We start from the raw sequence: 24,586 nt of genomic DNA, 5'->3' as shown, positions 1-24,586 counted from the left end.
TCCTGCACGACCCACCATCTAAAATTCTCATTCCACACATTTCCTAGGTGAACCGTTAAATTAGTCAGTAGAACTGTTGGCTCTTAATCAATCGATCACAGGTTCAGGTCGAAAATTTATTCCTCTTATAATACGTTAAGATCTCTAAAATACTTAAAGACTTTTGTTTAATAATTCGCTATCTTGTTTAGCATTTAAAACAATTAAGAGCAAAATAATCGATTTTCATCTTAATTCTACGTTTTTTGTATTAATATACTAAACATTATTTATGGTAAGGATAAGAAAGCATGGATTTTTTCAACATTCATAACATATTAGTACATATTCCGTTAGGAACAAATGGTTATAATCTCTCATACATAGAAGCTGTTGGTACAATTGCCGGTTTATTATGTATTTGGCTCGCCAGTCAAGAAAAAATCATTAATTACCTGTTTGGTTTGATTAATGTGTCATTATTTGCTGTGATATTTTTCCAAATTCAACTCTATGCCAGTCTTATCCTACAAATCTTTTTCTTCGCCGCTAATATTTATGGTTGGTATGCCTGGAGCCGAATCAACGAACAGAAACAAATAGAATTAAAGATCCGTTGGTTGAACCCTAAACAAATGCTTAGTGTTGCGGCAGTTTCTATTATTTTTATCCTGATCATGACATTCAATATTGATCAGATCTTTGGTTATATGGCAAAAATTGTGGTTCTTGTTTTACAGGGTATGGGTTCCAATATTACCATGCCGAATTTACAGCCAGATGCGTTCCCATTCTGGGATTCAGTGATGACAGTGCTATCGATAGTGGCAATGATTTTAATGACTCGTAAGCATGTAGAAAATTGGCTGATATGGGTGCTTATTAATGTTATTAGTGTAGTGATTTACTTTTATCAAGGTGTTCTGGCTATGTCGTTGCAGTACATTATCCTGACGGGGATCGCTCTGAATGGCGCTCGTTTGTGGATCAAAGCAACAAAAAATAATGAATGAAGTGTGATCTATTAAAAACGTAAACTAACAGTTAGCGCAGGCCATAAGTCATTAATTGCCTTATGGCTTGTTTATTTATATTTTTCTGTGAAAAAAGTTCTTTTCTTACCCACAAAGATTATTTACAGGACAGCGCCTAACAGTTAGATTGAGATCACAAAATTATTTCAAATAACTGTAAACTCATTAGGTGGAAGGTCGATGAATTACCAGAATGACGATATAAAAATAAGGAAAATAACAGAATTATTACCACCAGTTGCATTGCTCGAAAAATTTCCTGCGACAAAAGATACTGCTATTACTGTCCGTGAATCCCGTGAAGCTATTCATAACGTTTTAGCGGGTGAAGATGATCGTCTATTGGTAGTAATTGGCCCGTGCTCAATTCATGATCCAAAGGCTGCATTGGAGTATGCAGAGCGCCTGAACAAATTACGTAAGGAATTAAAGGCAGATTTGGAAATCGTGATGCGGGTTTATTTTGAAAAACCTCGTACCACAATAGGTTGGAAGGGGTTAATTAATGACCCGAAAATGGATTGTAGTTTTGATATCAATGATGGATTACGCATAGCACGTAAGCTTCTGATAGATATTAACGACATGGGATTACCCGCAGCAGGCGAATACCTTGATATGATCACACCTCAATATCTTGCAGATCTCATGAGTTGGGGAGCGATAGGAGCGCGTACAACAGAGTCCCAGGTTCATCGGGAATTGGCATCTGGTCTTTCTTGCCCGGTTGGTTTTAAGAATGGTACTGACGGTACAATAAAAGTTGCGATTGATGCCATTAATGCAGCCGGCTCATCACACTGTTTCCTGTCAGTGACTAAATGGGGTCACTCTGCGATTGTTAACACGGTAGGTAACCAGGATTGCCATATTATTCTGCGTGGTGGTAAGGAGCCGAATTATAGTGCTGAACATGTCGGTGCTGTCAAAGAAGAGTTGATAAAAGCAGGATTGGCACCACGGGTAATGATTGATTTCAGCCACGCAAACAGTGCGAAGCAATTCAAAAGGCAAATGGATGTTGGTACTGATGTTTGTGGCCAGATTTCCGCAGGAGAAACTGCGATTATCGGCGTGATGGTTGAAAGCAACCTGGTTGAAGGCAACCAAAGCTTGGCTGGTGACGAACCCCTGGTTTATGGTCAAAGTGTGACAGATGCCTGTATTGGCTGGGATGATACAGAGACTTTATTGCGTCAATTATCTCAGGCTGTCAGAGCTCGCCGGGGTTAAACCAGTATAAAAAGCCGGAATGATTTCCGGCTTTTGCTTATTATCTTTAAGAGATAGTCTGAATTACTTTGCTTTACCTTGGTTTGCTACTGCGGCTGCTTTTGCAGCGATCTCATCTGCATTACCCAGATAATAGTGTTTGATTGGTTTCATGTTTTCATCAAATTCATAAACCAATGGCACAGCAGTTGGGATATTCAATTCAAGAATTTCGTCTTCGCCCATGTTGTCCAGATATTTCACCAGCGCACGCAGGGAGTTGCCATGAGCGGCAATAATGACTTTTTCACCATTTGCAACACGAGGTCTGATAACTTCTTCCCAATAAGGGACAACACGTTCGATAGTGGTTGCCAGACTTTCTGTGACAGGAAGTTCTTCTGGTTTCAGGTTTGCATAGCGAGGATCATGGCCAGGATAACGTTCATCATCTTTAGTCAGGTCTGGAGGCGTGATTGCAAACCCACGACGCCACAATTTAACTTGATCATCACCGTATTTAGCCGCTGTTTCAGCCTTGTCCAGACCTTGCAGTGCACCATAATGACGTTCATTCAGTTTCCAGCTTTTTTCAACTGGCAGCCATTGCTGATCGACTTGGTCCAGAATATTCCACAAAGTATGAATGGCACGTTTTAAAACAGAAGTGTAGGCAAAATCAAAAGTAAAACCTTCTTGTTTTAGCAATTGACCAGCCTGTTGTGCTTCAGTGCGGCCTTTATCAGACAATTCGACATCAGTCCAGCCGGTAAAGCGGTTCTCTTTGTTCCACTCACTTTCACCATGCCTTACAAGAACCAGCTTAGTTACAGCCATAGCTTAAACTCCTATCATTAACTTTTTAATACAAAATGAAATGGTCGCTGGGGGCATTATATGGCGCGATAGACCGAAACGGCAAACAATAGTCTCGGAACACCTGTTTTAAATCATGTTTGGGCACATCTGAAGACAGTTGCAGCCTGATTATTCCTGCCATTTTTCAAGTGCAGCTTCATTGGCGGCATTCACTCGTCTCGGTTACATAGCATCTGTTACATAGATCTATATTCCCCGAAGTTTGTTCTCTTGCCGTTGAACCGCATCTTGAAATTTATTGAGTATGGATGCAACTGGAGATTGATTAGAATCAGATTCCGTTTAGCTGATGACTGCTTTTATCGGATAAGTGTAAAACAGCAGATGTAACACATTAAGCGTAAAGTGGAAGCCGACAGCTACCCATAAACGTCCACTCCACATCCATGCTATACCATAAATCAGACCCGCCAGTGTTGCGAAAGCCATCAACAGGGCACCGCCAGCAAAATGAGCAACACCAAATATTAGCGAAGTTATGATAAGTGCAAAATAAGGGTTCATCCACTGGCTGAGTTTTTGTTGAATATAACCACGGAATAAGGCTTCTTCTGCCAATGAAACGAATAAGATATTGGCAGCAACAAATGCAGGAAACCAGCTAGGGAGATGGAGTTCAACGGCTAATCCACCGAGAACAGTCGCGAGCCCTAATAATGCAGGTATAGTTGCGATTAACAGTGCCCAACCATGTGCCGGAGCATTAACCACCGGATTGCGGCGGAATAAACTCGGCATGCAGCATAATAAAATAAAGGGGATCAATGCCTTGTCAAAATTAAAATACATGGAAAAAGGTGCGCTGAGTGGCCCAACCTGTACTTTATCCAGATATTTCAGGTTATGAAAACCGGGGATGTGATGTATAAATAATAAAATACTCACGATAACCAATAGCAATTCGGTTATATTTTTACCAATAGTATGCATTTTGGTATTGAAATAGATATGTGTTACACCCAACACACTTATCATTAATAGTGAGATAATCGCGGGATAGGCCAGCACATAAGTGCTGATCCCAACAACAATAGCTAAAAATGCAATGAAAAAAGCGATTTTTTGGCGAATATCTAGCAGTGCCAACGAAACGGCAAGTAAAGTCCAGCCCATACAACTCTCGGTTATTTTTGAAAAAATGGATAAATAGTCTAAAAATAGACCGAGATTTTATAGCAAGAGAGAAAAAATTCAAAAAAAATAGTAAAAATTACCAAAAAAGTGTTCCTTACCATTCTGCGAGCTGGCACACAATCTTCTTCATTCGAGAGGCGATGCAGTGTGTAAACTTACCCCTCTTAGTTTTATTGTGAGAGACATTAAGAACTCACGAAAGGGAACGAGAAGCCTGCTCTGTTTCATACCGGTAGACATCACCATCAGGAATAAATTTCAACCGATGAGTAATACATTCAGGCGCATCTTCCTGGTGGTGAGAAACAAACAAAAGTTGTGTATCACCACTTCTAATCATGATGTCAATAAAGCGCAAAACTAATTGACGATTGAGTGGATCAAGCCCTTGTAATGGCTCATCCAGAATTAATAATGTCGGATGTTTCACTAAAGCGCGGGTAATCAACACCAACCGCTGTTGTCCCCATGACAGGCTATGAAATGGACTGTTTGCAGTTGCGCCGGATAAGCCTAATAGCATTAGCCATTCATCAGCTAATTGTTGCTGACGATCTGAAACTGCCTGGTAAAGACCTATAGAATCAAAGAAACCGGAGAGGATAACATTACGGACGCTGGTACTGACACGATATTCGAGATGAATACTATTACTGACATAACCAATATGACGTTTTATATCCCAAATAGTTTCACCACTTCCTCGTTGGCGGCCAAATAAAATCAGGTGATTGTTATAACCTTGAGGATGATCGCCAGTGATCAGGCTGAGGAGAGTGGATTTTCCGGCACCATTTTCACCGATGATTTGCCAGTGTTCACCAGGATTAACCTGCCAGTTCAAGCCATGTAATATTGGTTTATCGTTGTATTGAACAACCATATTGTGCATTGATACTAAAGGTTGATCGGCGGGGAGTTGCTTATCAGCACGACATTCGTCTGGATCTGGTAGTTGAATGTTTTTTAGCGCTTCACTGTGTGCCAACTGTGCTACAAGAGATTCAGCCAAAATACGTTTTTTTTCTCCGACTAATGTCAAATGACAATCGGCCAATACACCAATTTGTTCGACAAAATCAGGGATCTGGTTAAATCGGTTTAAGATTAAAACCAGAGTGATGCCTTTTGTGGTCAGAGTTTCTAATAATTGAGATAATTGATTTCTGGCATAAGCATCTAACCCGTCAAAAGGCTCATCAAGGATTAAAAGGTCTGGATCGGCCATTAATGCCTGGCAAAGCAATACCTTGCGTACTTCTCCAGTAGAAAGATACTTAAAACGGCGTGAAAGCAAGTCTTTAATGCCAAAGTATTTTGTCAGTTCAAGGCACAATTCATTGTCTTTGTGATACATTTGGATCACTTCTGCGGCAGTACGTCCCGTATCTTCTTCATCCTCACTGAGCAAATCTGTATTGTTGCGTTGCCATTCTTCATCGATCAATTGCTGAAGCTGCTCGAAAGAGACTCGTATCGGAGTATGAAAAGAACAATGTGTTTCACCTGTCAGTTGAGTTAATTCATTTGATAAAACACGAGCCAGAGAAGACTTTCCACTGCCATTAGCGCCAACAAATGCCCAGTTTTCCCCGGAAATAATTTTTAGTGACGGTAGCCGCAGAATACGGGTGTCACTTAAACGGAAACTACTTTGCTTTACTTGCAATTCAGACATTTCTATTCCTTTTTAAGCAACATCAACTAAAGGATCACAGAAATAAGCGGAATAATGTTCAATGTCAATGAGTAATCGTCTGTTATTCGTTATGGGTTGATATTTTGGGAAGGGAGGTACAAAAATTGTTACAGCAATCGTTACAACAACCATTACAACAACAGTACAGATGCCCCTAACAAGTAAGTATCAGGGGCAAATATCGATAAAATATCGCTAATTAATATAATGCTGCAATAATCACCTTATCTGCATTAAAAAGCGCAGTCACAGAGTCATGCAGTTGAAGATCCAAATTTTCTATTTCCTGATTAGATAACGTGACACAAAGTGATTCACCACCATCAAGCGTCAGAATAATTTCACTGCATTGTTTTCCTGTTTCAATCTGGTTGATTTGACCAGATAACTTATTCTCAAAAGAGATCTTGTTGGAGGAAATTACAGCTACAGTGCCTTTGTTTAAGGTAATCCACGGAGCTTTAATTAAGGCGATCACCTCCTTACCTTTTGTCAGGTTTAATCGGTTAGCGCTTTGCTCTGTTACCGCAGCACAAATTGATGTTTTGTTATCAGCCAGCAGGATACGGATATTTTGCTGAACGCTCTCATCATCACGCTCGACAATGGTTCCGAAAAATTGATTTCTGGCACTGGTTTGTAGGGAAAAGCGGGATATGGCTGCTAACAAGCTATCCAAAGGTAATGGATCCTGATTGAGAACATCAAATGCTTTTTGCTGAATTTTTTCCAGCAGATCGTAGAGCTGTATCAGACGCTCACCATAACGTGTAAGTTGGGCACCTCCACCCCCTTTACCACCAGTTGCACGATCAACCAGTAACTCATCTGCGAGATGATTCATTTCATTGATAGCATCCCAGGCACTTTTATAGCTGATACCAGCCTGCTTAGCCCCCTGACTGATAGAACCCGTGATTTTAATCTGTTTTAGTAACTCGATTCGTCGGGGATCGGCGAAAACCCGGCACTGTAATTTGAGTGTTAACAATATTTCTGCTTGCATAGTGATTTATTCAGGCAACTATTTGAAAGTTTTTACAGAATAACTGTAAGAATCGCACGTTTCGTCGGTTACTGTTATCTTTTTATTGTCTAGAATAGTGAGATTGTTGTCTGTGCAGTACGTTGCTCTTGCCCTGGTAGGGGAGGGGACAAAGAGAGTTAAATACGGTACAGTTTATTTTAGGCTAGATGATAGTCACTCATGATATGAGGTTTACATGTTTGAGTTGATTAAAAGTATGGCGTTTGCGCTGGTTATGGTTCCTGTTGTCATGGCAGTAATTCTGGGATTGATTTACGGGCTTGGCGAGCTGTTTAACATTATTTCCAAAAACGAATCGAAAAATCTTGAACGAAAGCTTTGATCTCAGTTGATTGATCATCAGAGTTCACCTTACCCGGTTTTTCCGGGTAATTCTTTTTTGCTTTACACTTTTTCTCATCAACCGCCAGTTTACAAGTAAAAATTCTCCACATCCTGGATTGCAACACCTGCCTAAGTGAACACAAAAGCTAAAACTGGCTCACAACTTGCCGATTAATCTCAGAATAGTATTTTCATTTAACGTTGTATCTTGTTATATACAGCGCACCGTCTTGGTTATCATAAGTGGAATACAACATGAAAAAGCGCATAGCAAAGAATTTTTATCAGTTACTGACAGGAACTGTGGTTTCTTTTGCACTTGCCGGAAAGGGTTGGGCAGCGGAGAAGGTGACTATTTTCGCTGCTGCATCATTAACGAATGCACTTAATGATATTGCTGAGCAGTATAAAAAAGAAAATCGAGGAGATATTGTTGCTTCTTACGCATCGTCTTCAACATTAGCTCGCCAGATAGAGCAGGGAGCACCCGCAGATATCTTTGTTTCTGCTGATCAACAATGGATGGATTATATTTCTGATAAGAAACTTATTGTTGAAAATACTCGTCATACTTTGCTAGGGAATCAACTGGTTTTGATTGCTTCCAAAGAGGGTAAATTGAATAAAATCGATCTCAATCGAGAAACAAAATGGCAGTCTTTATTGTCTGGAGGACGTTTAGCGGTTGGTGATCCTGATTATGTTCCTGTTGGTATTTATGCTAAAGAATCACTGCAATATCTGGGCGCGTGGAACTTGGTTAACCCATTGTTGGCTCGTACCAATAATGTACGCAGCGGTATGGCTTTGGTGGAACGGGAAGAAGCGCCATTGGGAATTGTCTATGGTTCTGATGCCGTTGCCAGCAAGAAAGTGAAAGTGGTTGGTATATTCCCGCAAGAGAGTCATAAACCAGTGGAATATCCTATTGCAATTATTAAAGGTCATGAAAATCAAGCAGTACGTGATTTTTATGATTATCTCAAAACGCCTAAAGCCGTTAACATTTTCAAACGTTACGGCTTTAGTCCACTGTAGGAACTATACTTTTGGAGATGTTAAGTGAATATGAATGGCAGGCAATTTTACTGAGCCTGAAAGTCTCAGGTATTGCGGTGTTATTCAGTTTGCCATTAGGGATCTTGATGGCATGGGTTTTGGCGCGCTGTCAGTTTTTGGGGAAGTCTCTGCTTGATAGCCTTGTCCATCTGCCGCTGGTATTACCGCCGGTTGTTGTTGGTTACCTGCTGTTAATCAGCATGGGACGCCGAGGTGTACTTGGGGAATTTCTTTATAATTGGTTTGGCGTGAGCTTTGCGTTTAACTGGACAGGAGCTGCTCTGGCTTCAGCCGTTGTATCTTTTCCGTTAATGGTCAGAGCCATCCGGTTGGCATTGGAGGCTATAGACCTTCGTCTGGAGCTGGCCGCCCGCACATTAGGAGCAAGTTCACTTAAAGTCTTTTTTACCATTACCTTACCGCTTTCATTACCGGGAATAATTGTTGGCTCTGTGCTGGCTTTTGCCCGTTCACTGGGGGAGTTTGGCGCCACAATCACTTTTGTATCGAATATCCCCGGAGAAACACGCACTATCCCTCTGGCTATGTACACATTGATTGAAATGCCCGGTGAAGAAACGGCAGCGGCACGTTTATGTATCATTGCTGTAGTGCTGGCCTTGGTTTCATTGTTGATCTCTGAGTGGTTAACTCGTTGGGGAAGAAAGCGACTGGGGGCAGCATGTTAGAGCTAAGTTTTGACCAGCGTTTGGGTGATCTGCGTATGCAGGTTGATACCACTTTGCCAACAGAAAGCATTACCGCCATATTTGGGCTTTCAGGTGCAGGTAAGACTTCGTTAATCAATGTCATTGCTGGTTTAACCCGACCACAAAAAGGCAGAATTGCCTTGAATGAACGTATCTTGATTGATACAGAACAAAAAATTTTTCTGCCACCAGAAAAACGCCGAATTGGATACGTGTTTCAGGATGCCCGCCTTTTTCCTCATTATCGGGTCAAAGGAAATTTGCAATATGGCATGTCACCCGATATGCAACTGCAATTTGATAAAATTGTCGATTTACTCGGTATTGGGCATTTACTGTCCCGCTTCCCGATGACTTTATCAGGAGGTGAAAAACAGCGAGTTGCAATTGGGCGTGCGTTATTGACCGGGCCTGAATTACTGTTGATGGATGAACCAATGGCTTCATTGGATCTGCCGCGTAAACGTGAATTGTTGCCTTATCTGGAAAAATTGTCTGAAGACGTCAAGATCCCAATACTGTATGTCAGTCACAGTTTGGATGAAGTTATCCGTTTAGCCGATAATGTGGTTGTTATGGACAAGGGAAAAATCAGAGCCACAGGTTCACTGGAAGAAATATGGTCAAACAGCATACTGCGTCCGTGGTTACAAAAAGAGAGTCTTAGCAGCATACTACCTGTGATTGTGATGGATCACCATCAACGTCATCAGATGACGGCAGTAGCGGTGGGAGATAAAGCCCTTTGGTTGCCGAAAATCGATGCAGTTGCAGGAACTGACTTACGTATACGAATTGATGCATCGGACGTCTCTTTAGTCTTAGAACCACCAAGAGGCAGCAGTATCCGTAATACCTTACAGGTGAAGGTCATCGAGATCTTTGAAGAGGCTGGTCAGATTGATGTCAAATTGTCGTTAAGCGATCAATTTCTGTGGGCAAGGATCACACCATGGGCGCGGGAGGAGCTTAACTTACGCACAGGGCAATGGTTATATGCTCAGATAAAGAGTATTTCACTGAATCGTCACCTGTAAGGACAACTATTCATGAAAGAAAAAACTGAGAAAAAATAAAAGGGTAGATCATTCAGGGAGTGAAATTGTTTTTCGCTCTCCCTTAGATCCAGCTAATTAAGTGAGAAACTAAAGCACATATTTTCGAATGACTTCCGCAATACCGGGCTGAGCATTATTCTTTGTGACAAGATCTGCCCGTGCTTTGACATCATCGACAGCATTTCCCATAGCAACACCCAGACCTGCTGCTTTCAGCATGCTGAGATCATTATAATTATCGCCAAAAGCGAGGACATCTTTCATACTCATCCCTTGTGACTCTACCCATTGCTGTAAACGCATCCCTTTGCTATTGCCTTTTTTGGTGATATCGACCTGATCAAACCAGGACCATTCACATTCCAGACCCACATTTTTCTCAATTTGCTCGCTAACCTCACGCAGTTTCTCTAAATCGGGAGAGCTGGTAGCGAACTTCCAGATGAAATTCACATTGTGCAGCGCTTCCTGAAAATTCTTAATGTGCTGGAGAGTAGGGCGTTGGTGCTTAGGCAGAGAATTTGACCACGCAATGGTACGGGCAATTGTGTGTGGAAATTCATATAAAATAGCATCATCAACATACATCAGATGTTCAACTTCCGCACCTTGCAAATAAGAAAGTGCTTGAGAGGCTTCTTGAATAGAGAGAGGATCGGCAGCCAGAACTTTTTTAGCGTGGTAATCGTATAAATAAGCCCCATTACAGCAAATAGCCGGAGTATCGAGTTGGAGTGCTTGGTAGAAAGGGTGAATAGCAACATGATGACGCCCAGTGACAATCAAGACTTTAATACCCGTCTGGCAGGCTTCACTTAGGGCTGTTATTGACTCTGGCAGAATATTTTTTTGTGGATCAAGTAATGTTCCATCCAGATCCAGCGCGATAACGCGGTATGACATGAGTTAGCCTCTAGGTTGTTGATGATTTAAGCAAATATTATATGCTAATTAAAAACAGTTAAACTAATATGCATTCAGTTTAACAAACAAATTTTCCCAAGAATCATTACAGATCAATAAAATAGTGATGGAGCTTTAAGGAGAGCAAATGAAACAAGTGGTTTATACAGCCAGTCCGAATAGTTGTCAGATTCATGTCTGGTCTCTGAATATTGTTGGAGAACTTTCGTTACTCCAGACGGTAAATGTACCGGGTGAAGTACAACCGATGGTGGTTAATCCTGATGGTCAACACTTATATGTAGGGATACGCCCCCAATTCAACATCGTAACATATAAAATTGGCTCTGATGGTCGATTGGAGCAGCAAGCCATTGCACCATTACCGGGTAGCCCGACTCATATTTCAACGGACAAAGCAGGGCGTTTTTTATTTTCTGCTTCCTATAGCTTCAACAACTTAAGTGTTCACCCTATTGACAAAAATGGTGTGGTCAAAGCACCGATCCAAATTGTAGAAGGGTTGAAAGCGCCACATTCGGTCAATATTGATCGGGAGAATCGCCAATTATTGGTTCCATGTTTGAAAGAAGATCGTATTCGTATTTTTGATTTGAATGAGCAGGGATATCTGACAGAAAGCCGTACCGACGAAATTACAACAGAAGCTGGTGCAGGCCCACGCCATATGGCTTTTCATCCAGAAAAAGAGGCAATTTATTGCATTAATGAGCTCGATTCAACCGTAGATGTGCTGCGTAAATGGGAGAAATACCGCATAGTACAATCTGTTGATTCATTACCTGCTGATTTTTCCAGTGTCCGTTGGTCTGCGGATATTCATATCACACCGGATGGCCGTCATCTCTATACCAGCGAGCGTTCTGAAAGTGTGATTAGTCATTTCCGTGTTTCACAAGATGGCTATCATCTGACGTTAGCAGGACATTACCTGACAGAAAGTCAGCCTCGTGGTTTTGCCATAGATTACAGTGGTAACTTTTTAATCTCTTCAGGGCAGAAATCCGATCATATTTCAGTATCCAGCATTGATAAATACAGCGGAAAACTGACCCAATTGGCACGTTATCCGGTTGGTAAAGGTCCTATGTGGGTAACAATATTGGCATTGTAATTAGAAGCCGCGCAAATTTTTAGCGCGGCATTTGATTTTTCTTCTGAAGAATTATGCTGATATCCGGCTGTCTTTTAGGCAAGGCTAAAGGTGCCAACCCCTGAGAAAACAATAGGATATGTAACCAATATATGATGTTGATATACAGAAATTAAATCTCCCAAATAAACACTTCCTTTAAATAGACGCAGATATATTTTTTGCGGGTAAATGAAAAGCTGGAAATTAAGCGGAGTGTTTATAATTGTATTGGTATGGTGTATCACACCACCAAGGTAGAGATTATTAAAATTCAATTGTGGCATATTATATCCACCATAAATATACCCATTGAAATTAGCATTCCTTCTTGTATTCGGAGCAGTTCCAATTAAAACAGGATAAGATGATACTTGAATAAACGGATAACTTCCATATTGGAGGTATGTGTTAATATTAAAATATCCACTGACATATTCTGTTATATTTAAGCCAGGATGAGGTAATGAATTTGCCCCAGGGTTTTTACCAAATAAATGAGCCAGTTCAGGTTTCTCTTTTGCTATTGCCTCATAATGTAATTGTTCTTGCGCATACATATCGTTGGACTGTGTGAATATAGCTTCCAACTCGTCTTTAGAAGGAACAACTAAGTTTTCTTGGTTCATGATATATCCCTCTCTGGTTAGAATAAATATGACTGTGTACGCAATATATCAGAAAATTTATTTTAAATGATGAAGAATATAGCTAATTATTTACTAATATTTATCAGTGACTGATTTTTGAAGTTAAATCGGATAATTATATGGCGAGTTTAATGATATAAATCGATAAATGAATAAGTTGAAAAATAGAAGAGATAATTAAATTATTAGAAAAATAAGGCCAGCATAATTATAGTACTGGCCTTAATTGTTAAATTATTGCATCAGTAATAGCATTTGTCAGTTTCGACAATTGCTCAGGCTGAATAATATAAGGAGGCATTAAATAAATTAAGCGTCCAAATGGTCTTATCCAAACCCCCTGTTGTACGAAATGATGCTGTAGAGAAGCCATATCAACAGGCTGTTTCATTTCTACAACGCCGATTGCACCTAATACCCGTACATCTTCAACCATTTCATGTGATTTCAGAGGCAGCAACTCTCTTTTTAACTGGGATTCAATTGACTGAATACGTTGTTGCCACTGGCTTCCAGTAAGTAGTTTCAGGCTGGCGCTGGCAACGGCACAAGCCAGTGGATTGCCCATAAAAGTTGGGCCATGCATAAAACAGCCGGCCTTACTCTGGCTGATGGTTTCTGCTACATGGCGAGTTGTTAACGTTGCAGATAACGTCATATAACCGCCTGTTAGTGCTTTGCCTAAGCATAAAATATCTGGTTCGATATCAGCATGTTCACAGGCAAATAACTTACCCGTGCGGCCAAATCCGGTAGCGATCTCATCCGCAATCAGCAAAATCTGGTATTCATGACAAAGCTGACGGACCCGACGCAGATACTCAGGATGATAAATTCGCATTCCGCCCGCTCCCTGAACAATCGGTTCCAGAATGACAGCAGCGATTTCGTCATGATGCTGTTGCATTAATTGCCGGAAAGAAGCGATATCTTCTGGTTGCCATTCACCATCAAAACGGGATTGAGGGGCATCCGCAAACAGATGATTGGGGAGATAGCCTTTATAAAGGCTATGCATTGAATTATCGGGATCACAGACCGACATTGCGCCAAAAGTATCGCCATGATAACCATGACGTAGTGTCAGAAATTTCTGGCGTCTTTTTTCCTGTTTTTTCTCTTTGGCTTGCCAATATTGCAGCGCCATTTTCATGGCAACTTCCACGGCAACAGATCCGGAATCGGCCAGAAAAACACACTCTAATGGCACAGGAGTCATTGCCACTAGCTGTTTACACAGTTCAATAGCAGGTAGATGGGTAATACCGCCAAACATGACATGAGACATTTTGCCAATTTGAGTCGTTGCCGCTTCATTAAGCACAGAGTGATTATAGCCGTGAATGGCAGCCCACCATGAAGACATGCCATCAATTAACTTACGACCATCTGACAATACCAGTTCAACACCACTGGCTGAAACAACAGGATAAGTCGGCAGTGGATTGCTCATTGATGTATACGGATGCCAGATATGGCGCAGGTCAAATTCAATATCTGAATGATTCATGATAAATTTATTGTAAACCATTTTGTGTTTGTTTTAGTTGACATGATAGCGGCGTTATTTAAACTGACAACATTTTTCACACTGGAGAAATTACTGTGAGTGAGCGTCAACAATGGACTATCAAACAGGCACAGGCGCTATTTGATAAGCCTTTTTTTGAATTATTGTTTCAGGCACAGCAGATACACCGCGAACATTTTGATCCACAGCAAGTACAGGTCAGCACACTTCTTTCAATAAAAACCGGAGCCTGTCCAGAAGACTGTAAGTATTGTCCACAAAGTTCCCGTTATAAAACGGGTCTGGAAAAAGAACGCCTGATGGAGGTGGAAAAAGTCATTGAATCTGCACGCAAAGCCAAAAATGCAGGTTCAACCCGTTTTTGTATGGGGGCAGCATGGAAAAACCCACACGAACGGGATATGCCTTATCTGGAGAAGATGGTTAAAGAAGTTAAGGCATTGGGTATGGAAACTTGTATGACACTGGGAATGTTGAACTCATCTCAGGCGCAGCGTCTGGCAGAAGCGGGTCTGGACTACTATAACCATAACCTGGACACCTCGCCGGAATTTTACGGCAATATCATTACCACACGCAGTTACCAGGACAGGCTGGATACACTGGAAAATGTCAGGGATGTAGGCATTAAGGTGTGTTCTGGCGGTATTGTCGGTCTGGGTGAGGAAATTCGTGATCGGGCAGCATTGTTGGTACAACTGGCAAACTTGCCGAAACCGCCTGAAAGTGTGCCAATCAACATGCTGGTAAAAGTTAAAGGAACGCCACTGGAAAGTAACGAAGACGTCGATCCATTTGACTTTATTCGCACCATTGCGGTGGCTCGGATCATGATGCCGAAATCTCATGTCCGCTTATCCGCAGGGCGTGAACAGATGAATGAACAGACTCAGGCTATGTGTTTTATGGCTGGGGCCAACTCTATTTTTTACGGCTGTAAATTACTGACGACTCCGAATCCGGAGGAAGACAAAGACCTGCAACTGTTCCGCAGACTGGGCATCAATCCTCAGCAGACAAAAACAGCATTCGGTGATAATCAGCAGCAGCAACACTTGGCAGAAGCGATCATAAACAGTGCTGAAAATGAACAATTCTATAATGCGGCAATATGATGAATTGGTCAGATTTTATCTCCCGGCGTTTGGCTGAACGCCGGGGCACATCTTTATGGCGTAGCAGGCAAGTCCATTTGGGTTCAGATGGGCAACTCTTAGATACTGCTGATGGTCAGTATCTGAACTTTTCCAGTAATGACTACCTTGGGTTGAGCCAACATCCGCAAATTATTGCTGCCTGGCAACAAGGGGCGGAGCGGTATGGTGTAGGCAGTGGTGGTTCTGGGCATGTTACAGGTTATACCGCCGCTCACCATATGCTGGAACAACAACTGGCGGAATGGCTTGGTTATTCCCGGGCTTTACTGTTCATTTCTGGTTATGCCGCTAATCAAGGCGTGATAGCGGCATTGATGGAAAAAGAGGATCGTATTATTGCTGATCGCCTGAGCCATGCTTCATTGATGGAAGCCGCTATGCAATCTCCAGCTCAATTGCGACGCTTTCTGCACAATAATCCTGATTCTCTGAAACAGCATCTGGCAAAAGAGTGTGCAGGTAAAACATTTGTGGTCACTGAGGGCATTTTCAGTATGGATGGAGATAGCGCGCCACTTGATGTGATTGCACAGCAAACACAATCTACGGGCAGTTGGTTACTGGTTGATGATGCTCATGGTATCGGTATTCGTGGGGATGAAGGACGGGGTAGTTGTTGGTTGCAGAATGTGAAACCAGAGCTTTTAATCGTCACATTTGGTAAGGCATTTGGTTTAAGTGGTGCGGCTGTGTTGTGTGATGAGCAGACCGCAGAGTACCTGATTCAATATGCCCGACACTTGATTTACAGCACGTCTATGCCACCTGCTCAGGCTATAGCTCTTTCTGAAGCTGTGCGGCAAATCCGGGCTGGAGATGAATTACGCTACCGATTGCAAAATAATATCCGATATTTTCGCCGTGAGGCACAAAACTTACCTTTTTCCCTGATGGATTCTGAAACGGCTATTCAGCCTGTGATCATTGGTGATAATGAACGTTGTATCGCTTTATCCCACTCACTTATGCAACAAAAATTATGGGTAAAAGCGATTCTTCCACCGACAGTGTCACCGGATAGTGCCCGCTTGCGTATCACACTGACAGCAAATCATACCCGACAACATATTGATGCATTACTGGAGGTGTTGCGTGGTTCTGGCTGTTAAATGTGTTGATAAACAGGCGATTGCGGGAGCTTTTGGCAGGGCAGCCTCATGCTATGACATGGTTGCAAAGCTGCAACAACAAACCGGGGAATACCTGATGGAATTGGCTCGTGCAGAGGATACCGGTATGCGGGTATTGGATGCTGGTTGTGGCACCGGTTTTTTTAGTAACCGCTGGAAACAATGGGGTAAACAGGTTATCGCATTGGATCTGGCTGCCGGCATGTTAAACCATGCTCAGAGTCAGCAAGCTGCTGACTACTACCTGCAAGGCGATATTGAGCACTTAGGGCTGGCCGATAGTAGTGTAGATATCTGTTTCAGTAACTTGGCTGTACAGTGGTGTAATGATCTGCCATGTGCATTACAGGAATTCCATCGTGTAACCCGTCCCGGAGGCCTTATTTTATTTTCCACTCTTGCACAGGGCTCACTGTGTGAGCTGGAAGCAGCATGGGAGCGCGTTGATGCTTATCGACACATTAATCAATTCCTGTCTTTGCAGGCAATTGCTGATGCGTGTCAACCGTACCGGCATCAATTCATACACAAGCAATATAGCCAGCATTATCCACAGTTGCTGCTTTTATTGAATTCCTTGAAAGGTATCGGAGCTACACACCTTCATCGTGGCCGTCAACAGGGTTTGATGACGAAAAAACGCCTGAATGTTCTTTCAGAAGTGTATCCGAGAAAGAATGGAAGTTACCCATTAAGCTATCAAATTGTTTTTGGAGTCATTTATTGTGACAAATAAATACTTTCTTACCGGGACTGATACCGAAGTGGGTAAAACGGTTGTCAGTTGTGCCTTGTTACAAGCGGCGAATAAAAAAGGCTATCAAACTGCGGGTTATAAACCAGTGGCATCAGGCAGTGAAATCACTTCGGAAGGGGTACGTAATAGAGATGCTTTAGCTTTGCAGTATAACAGTTCAGTATCTCTGTCTTACCAGGAAGTTAATCCATTAGTATTTGTGGAACCTACTTCTCCCCATATTATCAGTGCTGAACTCAATCAGCCGATCGAATTTACTGTGATATCACAAGGTCTGGAAGAATTGGCGGTAAAAGCGAATTGGGTGTTAATTGAGGGGGCTGGTGGTTGGTACACACCGTTATCTGAAAATACCACTTTCGCAGATTGGGTGGTTCAGGAAAAACTGCCTGTGATTTTGACGGTAGGGATTAAATTGGGTTGTATTAACCATGCTGTCTTAACAGCAAAAGTTATTCAAGGTTCAGGTTTGGAATTAGTGGGTTGGATTGCGAATGAAATAGAACCCGCTGGCAAGCGTCAGGCTGAGTATTTAGCAACATTAAAACGGATGATTTCTGCACCCTTACTTGGTGTGATACCCCATTTAAGCGACTCAGATAAGAAAAATAACATTGGAGAATATATAAATATTGATTTATTGGTTAACTAATTATTTATTTGCTGTTAGTTAAAATAGCCCACTAAATAAGTGGGTTCTGGTGGAGATGTTGGTATAAAATACACTTTCTTTTAACAATTATTATCCTGTTTTTGCACAAAAAATAGCGTGAAACTATTTCAAAATAGTATGAAAACATTTCGCCATTGAAGAAATCCGCAGAAGAGGATAACTCTGCAACCTCCCATAGCTAATAGGATTTGTTGAGTTATCCACTGTTCCTGTGGATAACCTTGTGTATTAGGTTTAGAAAAGTAGTCTGACACAAGATGATACGCGGCTTGCACAAGATTTGCTGTTATTCTCTCCTTTGAATTTTTTTTGTTTAAAATTAGTTGGTTATATAAAATCAATCCTTTTCAACGCCTCTTGATCATTCTCTGCTTTATCATTTCAGTAGCTACAATGAAAATAGGAAAAAGTAAAATCGCTATCTGGGGATAAAAATAGCCTCAACTAATGTTAACTAATTGTTATTATCACCTTACGGTTGTTTCTGCTCTTGGTTAACGTCTGTCGGGTACAACTTTTGAATTGGGGACAATATTATTTTGCTGATCTACTTGAAGCTGGTTTTTTATCCAGTATTATAAGGGCGTTTTGGTTAGCATATATACGTGATGGATTTCAACGTGCAGTCAGTAAAGTTGTAACTTGAAAGATGAGTATATAGGCATGCAATGATATCGGGTGGAAGATGAGTAAAGAGACGAGCAAAGTATTCAAGTTATGTTCTGATTTCGAGCCTGGCGGGGATCAGCCAGAAGCTATCCGAAAATTACAGGATGGGCTGGAAGATGGTCTTGCCCATCAGACGTTATTGGGGGTTACGGGATCAGGCAAAACATTCACGATAGCCAATGTTATTGCAAATATGAATCGACCAACGATGATTTTGGCTCCGAATAAAACGTTGGCGGCTCAGCTCTATAGCGAAATGAAGGAGTTCTTTCCTGAGAATGCAGTAGAGTATTTCGTTTCTTACTACGATTATTACCAACCAGAAGCTTATGTGCCTAGCTCTGATACTTTTATCGAAAAAGATGCATCTGTGAACGAGCATATTGAACAGATGCGCTTGTCTGCAACAAAAGCCTTGTTGGAGCGAAAGGATGTTGTTGTGGTTGCTTCTGTTTCTGCAATTTATGGTTTGGGTGATCCCGATAGTTACCTGAAAATGATGCTGCATCTGACTAACGGGATGTTAATAGATCAGCGCTCTATCCTGCGTCGTCTGGCAGAGTTGCAATATACGCGTAATGATCAGGCATTCCAGCGAGGAACTTTCCGTGTACGTGGTGAAGTGATTGATATTTTTCCTGCTGAATCAGATGAACATGCGTTGCGTGTTGAATTGTTTGACGATGAAGTAGAACGGCTTTCTTTGTTTGATCCGTTGACAGGGCAGGTGCAATATAATGTTCCCCGTTATACTGTTTATCCCAAAACTCACTATGTAACACCACGTGAGCGTCTCCTCCAGGCGATAGAATATATTAAAGTTGAGCTGGATGAGAGACGTAAAGTTCTTCTGGCTTCAGATAAGCTGCTGGAGGAACAGCGTATAACCCAGAGAACCCAATTTGATCTGGAAATGATGAATGAACTGGGCTATTGCTCTGGGATTGAAAACTACTCCCGCTATCTGTCCGGCCGTGCTCCGGGGGAACCGCCTCCGACTTTATTCGATTACCTGTCAGCAGATGGTTTGTTGATTGTGGATGAATCCCACGTCACTATTCCACAATTGGGTGGTATGTATCGAGGGGATCGTTCTCGTAAGGAGACACTGGTGGAATATGGTTTCCGGTTACCATCAGCGTTGGATAACCGTCCGATGCGCTTTGAAGAATTCGAAGCTCTGGCACCACAAACCATTTATGTATCGGCAACACCCGGTCACTATGAACTGGAGAAATCCGGTAATGAAGTGGTTGAACAGGTGGTGCGTCCAACGGGTCTTATTGACCCAGAGGTTGAAGTTCGTCCAGTTGCGACTCAGGTTGATGACTTATTATCTGAAATTCGTGCCCGTGCAGCAAAAAATGAACGTGTGCTGGTAACCACTCTGACCAAGCGTATGGCGGAGGATTTGACAGAATATCTGGAGGAGCATGGCGAGCGGGTGCGTTATCTTCATTCTGATATTGATACCGTTGAGCGGGTGGAAATCATCCGTGATTTGCGCCTGGGAGAATTTGATGTACTGGTTGGGATCAACTTGTTACGTGAAGGTTTGGATATGCCGGAAGTCTCTTTAGTTGCAATTTTAGATGCCGATAAAGAGGGTTTCCTTCGGTCAGAACGTTCTTTGATCCAGACAATTGGGCGTGCAGCGCGTAACCTGCATGGCAAAGCGATTCTGTACGGTGATAAAATTACCGATTCCATGGCGAAAGCAATTAATGAAACAGAACGTCGTCGTGCTAAACAACAGGCGTTTAATGAAGAGCACGGTATTACACCAAAAGGGTTGAATAAAAAAATCGGTGATATTCTGCAACTTGGTCAACCTGTTAATGGTAAAGGGAGAACTAAGAGCAAAAGCAGAGGTAAAGCAGATTTGGGGATGGATGATTACCAAAAACTCTCAACGAAAGAATTGGAGAGTAAAATCCGCGAATTGGAAGAAAAGATGTACCAATATGCCCGGGATCTTGAATTTGAACAAGCGGCTAACGTGCGTGATCAGGTTCAGGCATTAAGAGCACAGTTTATTGTCAATTCTTAAATTGAAATGGAGAGTGAAATAATCACTCTCCATCGGCAATTTAGCTATGTAATCTGTAACATATGCTACTAACGAATGAATTACCCCAGTTTTTGCAACGTTTCTTCTATCGCTTGTCGTAATAATTCGCGATCATGACGATAAGGAATATCCTGAGCTTCCAAAATTTGTTGTGTGATAATCCTGTCATTCAAATTGCTGGTATCTGTGCATGGGCCAACAATGATTGCATTAATCATCTTGCGACCAATCGTATTCTCTATCATAGCGAGTTTATCTTTCAATGAGAGATCAGCGGCAGCATGACTGAGTTCTTTCCCTAAGTTACCGATATAAATCATATTGGCATTGCTGCGACGCAAGGATTGAGTTAAATCTTCCAACAGTAATACCGGCATCAGACTGGTGAAAAAACTACCGGGGCCGATTAGAATTAAATCAGCCTGTTCAATTGCTTCCAGTGCTTCTTTAGTAGCGTTAACATGGGGGTAAAGCATTAACTCTCGCGGGACACAATTTAGTTGGTCAATATTCACTTCACCATACACTGTATTTCCCTGATCATCTACGGCCATTAAATCAACAGATTGTTCAGACATAGGGATCAGATGAGCATTCACTTTCAGTAGATTGCGGATCAGATTAATCGCCTCAAGAGGCCGGACACTTAAATGATCCAACGCTTTCAACATCAAATTACCCAGATTATGCCCTGCCAGCTCGCCATTACCACCAAACCGATACTCAAACATAGCTGAAGCAACAGTAGGTTCCGTAATCAACTGATTAAGGCAATTGCGGGTATCTCCCCAAGCGATACCTCCTTCGGAACGTCTTATTCTTCCGGTTGAGCCACCATTATCTGTTGTAGTGACAATACCAGTCAGTCGGGTACTGAGAGATGAGAGGGAAGACATGACGCGCCCAAGTCCGTGACCACCTCCGAGGGCAACAACACGATCCAAATCGGCTAATATTCGGTTTCGCATAGGGTTCCTGTTACTGAATAAATGCAATTGAATAAATTTTATGTAATCTATCATAAAGTATGACGTTTTGAGCAATTGCCATGATTTTATGCGATTTTTATCAACTATTTTTCTACATAAATAGAATGAATAGCCGACAACAGTTTGATGTTGATGATGTTTATTAACTCTTTGTATATAAAGATATATATCGGTGTCGAAGTTAGCTTTTTATTGATTTAAGCGTTAGAATCCACACTAAGGCTTGGTTATTCACGTAATAGTTTACATGATGACCAAGTTTGAAATTAACCCCTAGCCTCTGCATCTAAGTCTTTGTTGTGTAATTTTTTACTAATTAGTTCTACATAATAATTAGTTCTACCATAAATAGCCCTGTCAAATGGATACCACACCGATATGATGCTTTGGCCGTGGCTCTTGAGTCACCAGGGTGCAAGACAGAAATGCCTGCATCCCCCATGATTGGAAGGTGTTATAGTGGAACAACTCATAGATATGTTCTCCCGCAAGTTTTACTATTTGAGGTTATCGATTACTGATGTATGTAACTTTCGTTGCACCTATTGCCTGCCCGACGGTTACCAACCTAACAGCTCTCCCTCCAGGGAACACAAATCATTTCTGACCCTGCCGGAGATCCGTCGTATCAGTCGTGCGTTTTCCGAGCTTGGTACAGAGAAGATTCGTCTGACCGGAGGAGAACCTACTATGCGCCGTGATTTTTGCGATATTATTGCGACGGTGCATGAAAATCCGCAGATTAAAAAAATTGCTGTCACGACTAATGGCTACCGTATGGAGCGTGAAGTTGCTCGCTGGAAAGAAGCCGGCCTTACAGCAATCAATGTGAGTGTAGATAGTCTCGATCCCCGCCAATTTTACGCTATTACCGGACAGGATAAATTTTTCCAGATTATGCGTGGCATTGATGCGGCCTTTGAAGCGGGTTTCAGCACAGTAAAAGTTAATTCGGTGTTGATGAAAAATATCAATGATACCAGCCTGCCAGCTTTTCTTGATTGGATAAAGCACCGTTCAATTCAATTGCGTTTTATCGAATTGATGGAAACGGGAGAAGGGAGTGCAACTTTCCAACGCCATCATCTTTCTGGTGAGGTGATCCGGCATCGTTTACTTCAACAAGGTTGGCAGCAACAGCCGCGAACACGTAGTGACGGGCCAGCTCAGGTGTTCAGGCATGCAGACTATCAGGGAGAAATCGGCTTGATCATGCCGTATGAAAAAGATTTCTGCCAAAGTTGTAATCGCCTGCGTGTTTCCGCTATTGGCAATCTTCACCTGTGCCTGTTTGGAGAGCAGGGGATCCCGTTACGTGATTTATTATCCGATGACACATCACTTAATGATTTGAAATTACGTATTCAGGGCGGGTTGCGTCATAAACGTGAAACGCATTTTCTGCATCAGGGGAACAGTGGCATTACCCCTAACCTTTCTTTTATTGGCGGTTAATTTAACGGCTTAATTTATTTTCAGGAGCAAGCATGTCCCAATTAACTCATATCAATACTGCGGGTGAAGCTCATATGGTGGATATTTCTGCCAAAGCAGAAACTGTGCGTGTGGCCAGAGCGGAAGCTTTTGTTGAAATGCAGGCCGAAACGCTGGCTATGATTATGGCCGGCGATCATCACAAAGGGGATGTTTTTGCAACGGCCCGCATTGCGGGCATTCAGGCAGCGAAGCGGACTTGGGAATTAATTCCCTTATGTCACCCTTTGTTACTCAGCAAAGTTGAGGTTCAATTAGAGGCACAAACAGAACATAACCGCGTCAGAATTGAATCCTGTTGTCGTCTGGCAGGCAAAACCGGGGTGGAAATGGAGGCTCTGACAGCCGCTTCCGTAGCAGCACTGACAATTTACGACATGTGCAAGGCAGTACAAAAAGATATGGTTATCGGGTCTGTACGTTTGCTGGAAAAAAGTGGTGGAAAATCGGGAAATTTTAAGGTGGAAAAATGATAAAAGTTCTGTTTTTCGCTCAAATCCGTGAGTTGGTGGGAACCGATTATCTTGAAGTGTCCAGTGAATATCCAACGGTGGCCCATCTTCGTCAGGCACTACTTGAAAAAGGCGAGCGCTGGAAATTGGCATTGGAAGAAAGCAAATTGCTGGTAGCTGTGAATCAATCTTTTGTTCATGCTGAACATCCTCTGCGTGATGGTGATGAAGTGGCATTTTTTCCACCTGTTACAGGAGGATAAGCGTGAAAAATACACGGATTTGTGTCCAGAAAGAGGTATTTAATGTTGGAGCAGAATACCAATGGCTGGCACAGTGTGATGAAGATGGTGCGGTCGTGACCTTTACAGGCAAGGTGCGTAACCACAATCTTGGCGATAATGTCCGGGCGTTAATATTAGAACATTATCCGGGCATGACGGAAAACATGTTGCAGAAGATTGCTGAGGAAGCTCGCCAGCGTTGGCCATTACAACGTATCAACATTATTCATCGTATTGGAAAGTTATATCCGGGGGATGAAATTGTATTTGTCGGCGTAACCAGTGTCCATCGCAGCATGGCTTTTGCTGCGGCTGAATTTTTGATGGATTATTTGAAGACTCAGGCTCCTTTCTGGAAAAAAGAACTCCTTTTTGATGGAGAGCGTTGGGTGGAAGCAAAGGAAAGCGATCGGGAAGCAGCCAGTCGTTGGTTAACTCAATGATATAAAGTCAGAAAAAATACATTAGTGGAGTAGTTTGCGAACTATCTCTAAAACTGGGTAAAGAAATAATATGTCACTAAAATTGTCATTAATT

24 protein-coding genes and 1 riboswitch are annotated in these 24,586 nt (G+C 42.1%); of the genes, 16 read left to right on the top strand and 8 right to left on the bottom strand.

Features of this window, described 5'->3' with window-relative positions; all coding sequences use genetic code 11:
- Window positions 1-290: 290 nt before the first annotated feature.
- Window positions 291-992, top strand: a complete 702-nt coding sequence (gene pnuC / locus AAC147_RS16555) for a nicotinamide riboside transporter PnuC (RefSeq protein ID WP_047683020.1) — start codon at window positions 291-293, stop codon at window positions 990-992.
- A gap of 201 nt (window positions 993-1,193) precedes the next feature.
- On the top strand, window positions 1,194-2,246 hold the full coding sequence (gene aroG, locus AAC147_RS16550) for a 3-deoxy-7-phosphoheptulonate synthase AroG (protein ID WP_047683018.1): 1,053 nt from the start codon (window positions 1,194-1,196) through the stop codon (window positions 2,244-2,246).
- A 63-nt stretch (window positions 2,247-2,309) separates the two neighbouring features.
- Here the strand turns inward: aroG and gpmA are convergent, their stop codons facing one another.
- The 4 genes from gpmA to modE form a co-directional block, all read right to left on the bottom strand.
- The gene (gene gpmA / locus AAC147_RS16545) at window positions 2,310-3,062 is read right to left on the bottom strand and encodes a 2,3-diphosphoglycerate-dependent phosphoglycerate mutase (protein WP_047683016.1); all 753 of its coding nucleotides are present in this window, start codon (window positions 3,060-3,062) and stop codon (window positions 2,310-2,312) included.
- Between the two features lie 324 nt (window positions 3,063-3,386).
- On the bottom strand, window positions 3,387-4,217 hold the full coding sequence (locus tag AAC147_RS16540; protein ID WP_047683014.1) for a CPBP family intramembrane glutamic endopeptidase: 831 nt from the start codon (window positions 4,215-4,217) through the stop codon (window positions 3,387-3,389).
- Between the two features lie 214 nt (window positions 4,218-4,431).
- Window positions 4,432-5,916, bottom strand: a complete 1,485-nt coding sequence (modF, locus tag AAC147_RS16535) for a molybdate ABC transporter ATP-binding protein ModF (RefSeq protein ID WP_047683012.1) — start codon at window positions 5,914-5,916, stop codon at window positions 4,432-4,434.
- A 220-nt stretch (window positions 5,917-6,136) separates the two neighbouring features.
- Window positions 6,137-6,943 carry a molybdenum-dependent transcriptional regulator gene (gene modE, locus AAC147_RS16530; protein ID WP_047683010.1) on the bottom strand — a complete coding sequence of 269 codons (807 nt, stop codon included), beginning with the start codon at window positions 6,941-6,943 and terminating at the stop codon, window positions 6,137-6,139.
- Between the two features lie 217 nt (window positions 6,944-7,160).
- On the opposite strand from modE, the gene AAC147_RS16525 reads away from it, so the two are divergent.
- The 4 genes from AAC147_RS16525 (at window position 7,161) to modC (ending at window position 10,115) form a co-directional block, all read left to right on the top strand.
- On the top strand, window positions 7,161-7,307 hold the full coding sequence (locus AAC147_RS16525) for an AcrZ family multidrug efflux pump-associated protein (RefSeq protein WP_047683008.1): 147 nt from the start codon (window positions 7,161-7,163) through the stop codon (window positions 7,305-7,307).
- A 257-nt stretch (window positions 7,308-7,564) separates the two neighbouring features.
- A complete protein-coding gene (gene modA / locus AAC147_RS16520; RefSeq protein WP_156115377.1) occupies window positions 7,565-8,347 on the top strand; it encodes a molybdate ABC transporter substrate-binding protein in 783 nt (260 codons plus the stop codon).
- A 17-nt stretch (window positions 8,348-8,364) separates the two neighbouring features.
- On the top strand, window positions 8,365-9,057 hold the full coding sequence (modB, locus tag AAC147_RS16515) for a molybdate ABC transporter permease subunit (protein WP_047683006.1): 693 nt from the start codon (window positions 8,365-8,367) through the stop codon (window positions 9,055-9,057).
- The gene (gene modC, locus AAC147_RS16510; protein ID WP_047683004.1) at window positions 9,051-10,115 is read left to right on the top strand and encodes a molybdenum ABC transporter ATP-binding protein ModC; all 1,065 of its coding nucleotides are present in this window, start codon (window positions 9,051-9,053) and stop codon (window positions 10,113-10,115) included. The genes modB and modC overlap by 7 nt, the downstream gene beginning before the upstream one ends.
- A gap of 108 nt (window positions 10,116-10,223) precedes the next feature.
- On the opposite strand, the gene AAC147_RS16505 is transcribed toward modC, so the two are convergent.
- Window positions 10,224-11,039, bottom strand: a complete 816-nt coding sequence (locus AAC147_RS16505) for a pyridoxal phosphatase (protein WP_047683002.1) — start codon at window positions 11,037-11,039, stop codon at window positions 10,224-10,226.
- A gap of 148 nt (window positions 11,040-11,187) precedes the next feature.
- Between AAC147_RS16505 and pgl the strand changes: the two genes are divergently transcribed.
- On the top strand, window positions 11,188-12,174 hold the full coding sequence (pgl, locus tag AAC147_RS16500) for a 6-phosphogluconolactonase (protein ID WP_047683000.1): 987 nt from the start codon (window positions 11,188-11,190) through the stop codon (window positions 12,172-12,174).
- Between the two features lie 74 nt (window positions 12,175-12,248).
- On the opposite strand, the gene AAC147_RS16495 is transcribed toward pgl, so the two are convergent.
- Both AAC147_RS16495 and bioA read right to left on the bottom strand, forming a co-directional pair.
- Complete coding sequence (locus AAC147_RS16495; protein ID WP_047682998.1) at window positions 12,249-12,821, bottom strand: hypothetical protein; 573 nt, start codon at window positions 12,819-12,821, stop codon at window positions 12,249-12,251.
- 250 nt (window positions 12,822-13,071) lie between these two features.
- On the bottom strand, window positions 13,072-14,352 hold the full coding sequence (bioA, locus tag AAC147_RS16490) for an adenosylmethionine--8-amino-7-oxononanoate transaminase (RefSeq protein ID WP_047682996.1): 1,281 nt from the start codon (window positions 14,350-14,352) through the stop codon (window positions 13,072-13,074).
- A gap of 95 nt (window positions 14,353-14,447) precedes the next feature.
- On the opposite strand from bioA, the gene bioB reads away from it, so the two are divergent.
- From bioB to uvrB, 5 genes are all read left to right on the top strand, one after another.
- Window positions 14,448-15,488, top strand: coding sequence for a biotin synthase BioB (bioB, locus tag AAC147_RS16485; RefSeq protein ID WP_047682994.1), 1,041 nt, complete (start codon window positions 14,448-14,450; stop codon window positions 15,486-15,488).
- Window positions 15,488-16,639, top strand: coding sequence for an 8-amino-7-oxononanoate synthase (gene bioF / locus AAC147_RS16480; RefSeq protein ID WP_047682992.1), 1,152 nt, complete (start codon window positions 15,488-15,490; stop codon window positions 16,637-16,639). Before bioB ends, bioF begins: the two co-directional genes overlap by 1 nt.
- Window positions 16,623-17,396, top strand: a complete 774-nt coding sequence (gene bioC / locus AAC147_RS16475; protein WP_047682990.1) for a malonyl-ACP O-methyltransferase BioC — start codon at window positions 16,623-16,625, stop codon at window positions 17,394-17,396. Before bioF ends, bioC begins: the two co-directional genes overlap by 17 nt.
- The gene (bioD, locus tag AAC147_RS16470) at window positions 17,386-18,069 is read left to right on the top strand and encodes a dethiobiotin synthase (RefSeq protein WP_047682989.1); all 684 of its coding nucleotides are present in this window, start codon (window positions 17,386-17,388) and stop codon (window positions 18,067-18,069) included. Before bioC ends, bioD begins: the two co-directional genes overlap by 11 nt.
- A 706-nt stretch (window positions 18,070-18,775) precedes the next feature.
- Entirely contained in the window at window positions 18,776-20,809 is a 2,034-nt protein-coding gene (gene uvrB, locus AAC147_RS16465; RefSeq protein WP_047682987.1) for an excinuclease ABC subunit UvrB, read from the top strand.
- 80 nt (window positions 20,810-20,889) lie between these two features.
- Here uvrB and AAC147_RS16460 read toward each other — a convergent pair whose 3' ends face one another.
- Entirely contained in the window at window positions 20,890-21,798 is a 909-nt protein-coding gene (locus AAC147_RS16460) for a gluconeogenesis factor YvcK family protein (RefSeq protein ID WP_047682985.1), read from the bottom strand.
- Between the two features lie 279 nt (window positions 21,799-22,077).
- Window positions 22,078-22,289, top strand: a riboswitch (molybdenum cofactor riboswitch).
- Here AAC147_RS16460 and moaA point away from each other — a divergent pair.
- From moaA to moaE, 4 genes are all read left to right on the top strand, one after another.
- Window positions 22,276-23,274, top strand: a complete 999-nt coding sequence (moaA, locus tag AAC147_RS16455) for a GTP 3',8-cyclase MoaA (protein WP_187650359.1) — start codon at window positions 22,276-22,278, stop codon at window positions 23,272-23,274. Its footprint overlaps the riboswitch before it by 14 nt.
- A gap of 32 nt (window positions 23,275-23,306) precedes the next feature.
- Window positions 23,307-23,786, top strand: coding sequence for a cyclic pyranopterin monophosphate synthase MoaC (gene moaC / locus AAC147_RS16450; RefSeq protein ID WP_047682982.1), 480 nt, complete (start codon window positions 23,307-23,309; stop codon window positions 23,784-23,786).
- Window positions 23,783-24,028, top strand: coding sequence for a molybdopterin synthase sulfur carrier subunit (gene moaD, locus AAC147_RS16445; RefSeq protein ID WP_047682978.1), 246 nt, complete (start codon window positions 23,783-23,785; stop codon window positions 24,026-24,028). The genes moaC and moaD overlap by 4 nt, the downstream gene beginning before the upstream one ends.
- A gap of 2 nt (window positions 24,029-24,030) precedes the next feature.
- Window positions 24,031-24,492: a molybdopterin synthase catalytic subunit MoaE gene (gene moaE / locus AAC147_RS16440; RefSeq protein ID WP_047682976.1), complete on the top strand. Its 462-nt coding sequence runs from the start codon at window positions 24,031-24,033 to the stop codon at window positions 24,490-24,492.
- Window positions 24,493-24,586: the final 94 nt, after the last annotated feature.

The sequence above is a fragment of the Xenorhabdus sp. NBAII XenSa04 genome, assembly GCF_963866145.1.
In the GTDB taxonomy this organism is placed as follows: Bacteria; Pseudomonadota; Gammaproteobacteria; order Enterobacterales; family Enterobacteriaceae; genus Xenorhabdus; species Xenorhabdus indica.
The sequence above is the reverse complement of the archived record's forward strand: the minus strand, read 5'-3'. Positions and strand labels throughout refer to the sequence as shown.